We start from the raw sequence: 1,363 nt of genomic DNA on the forward strand, positions 1-1,363 counted from the left end.
CACGTACGAGTGCGGCGTCGGGCCCTCGGCGGCGGTGGAGGACACGGAGGCCACGGTGCCCGCGGCGACGGCGTCCGTTCCATTGCCGTACCGCTCCCCCAGGGACTCCCTCGCGATCTTCTCCTGGAGTTTCAGGATGCCCTGGAGGAGGGCCTCGGGGCGGGGCGGGCAGCCGGGGACGTAGACGTCGACGGGGATGATCTGGTCGACGCCCTTGGTCACCGAGTAGGAGTCCCAGTAGGGGCCGCCGCAGTTGGAGCAGGCGCCGAAGGAGATGACGTACTTCGGTTCCGGCATCTGCTCGTAGAGGCGCTTCACGGCCGGGGCCATCTTGTCCGTGACCGTGCCGGACACGACCATCAGGTCCGCCTGGCGGGGGCCCGGCGCGAAGGGGATGACGCCGAGGCGGATGAAGTCGTGGCGGGCCATCGACGCGGCGATGAACTCGATCGCGCAGCAGGCCAGGCCGAAGTTGAAGACCCAGAGCGAGTAGCGGCGGCCCCAGTTGAGGATCACCTTCATCGGTTCGGGGGCGAGGCGGGAGAGGGCGCCCAGCCGTTTGGGCTCCGGGAGGGACACGGGCTGCGGGGTGGACCCGCCGGCGGGCCGCGGAGCGGACTGCGCGGCGGTCGTCTCCGGCGTCACGTCCATGCCAGGACCCCCTTCTTGTATGCGTAGAGCAGGCCGACGGCGAGGAAGCCGAGGAAGACGAACATCTCCACCAGCGTGGTCGCGCCGTAGCCGTCGTCGGCGAAGACGGTCGCCCAGGGGAAGAGGAAGATCGAGTCGATGGCGAAGATGACGTAGAGGAAGGCGTACACGTAGTAGCGGACCTGGGTGTGGGCCCAGTGCTCGCCGACGGGGTCGACGCCGCACTCGTACGTGAGGAGCTTCTCCCGGGTGGGGACCTCGGGGCGCAGCAGGCGTCCCGCGCCGAAGGCGATGGCCACGAAGAGCACGCCCACGGCGGCGAGCAGTCCGACCACCGAGTAGGACTGGAAGTAGTCCGCCGCCACGACGTACTCCGCCGCGACGGCGACGGTCGGTTCCGGCACGTCCGCCCCTCGTTCCCTCACCTGGCGACCTGTACGTACGCGCTCCGTACGCCATACATACGCCGCTGTTCGACGATCTGTACGCACGGGAGTCTAGGCCCTGCTAAAGAGACCGTAAGCAGCCCGTCACAGCTCGGCATGCGCAGGGCCGTGACCTGGGGGTCCGTGCGCCGGGCGGTGGCGGCGGCCGTGCGGGGCCAAGGCGGCGGCCCGGTCGGGGAGATGGCACACCGGACCGGGGCGACGGGACCTCCGGACAGGCGCGACGGTGGCCACCGGGTCGGGGCGACGAAGCGGTCGGGCGGGAC

The 1,363-nt window shown here is 70.5% G+C and carries 2 protein-coding genes; both read right to left on the minus strand.

Annotated features, from left to right (window positions below; all coding sequences use genetic code 11):
* Positions 1–651: NADH-quinone oxidoreductase subunit B (locus tag AOK15_RS38350; protein WP_055523482.1), on the minus strand; the 651-nt coding region annotated here is incomplete at its 3' end.
* Positions 642–1,055 carry an NADH-quinone oxidoreductase subunit A gene (locus AOK15_RS38355; protein ID WP_055523485.1) on the minus strand — a complete coding sequence of 138 codons (414 nt, stop codon included), beginning with the start codon at positions 1,053–1,055 and terminating at the stop codon, positions 642–644. The genes AOK15_RS38350 and AOK15_RS38355, both read right to left, overlap by 10 nt.
* Between the last annotated feature and the right edge of the window lie 308 nt (positions 1,056–1,363).

The organism is Streptomyces ossamyceticus (assembly GCF_001418475.1).
Taxonomy (GTDB): domain Bacteria; phylum Actinomycetota; class Actinomycetes; order Streptomycetales; family Streptomycetaceae; genus Streptomyces; species Streptomyces ossamyceticus.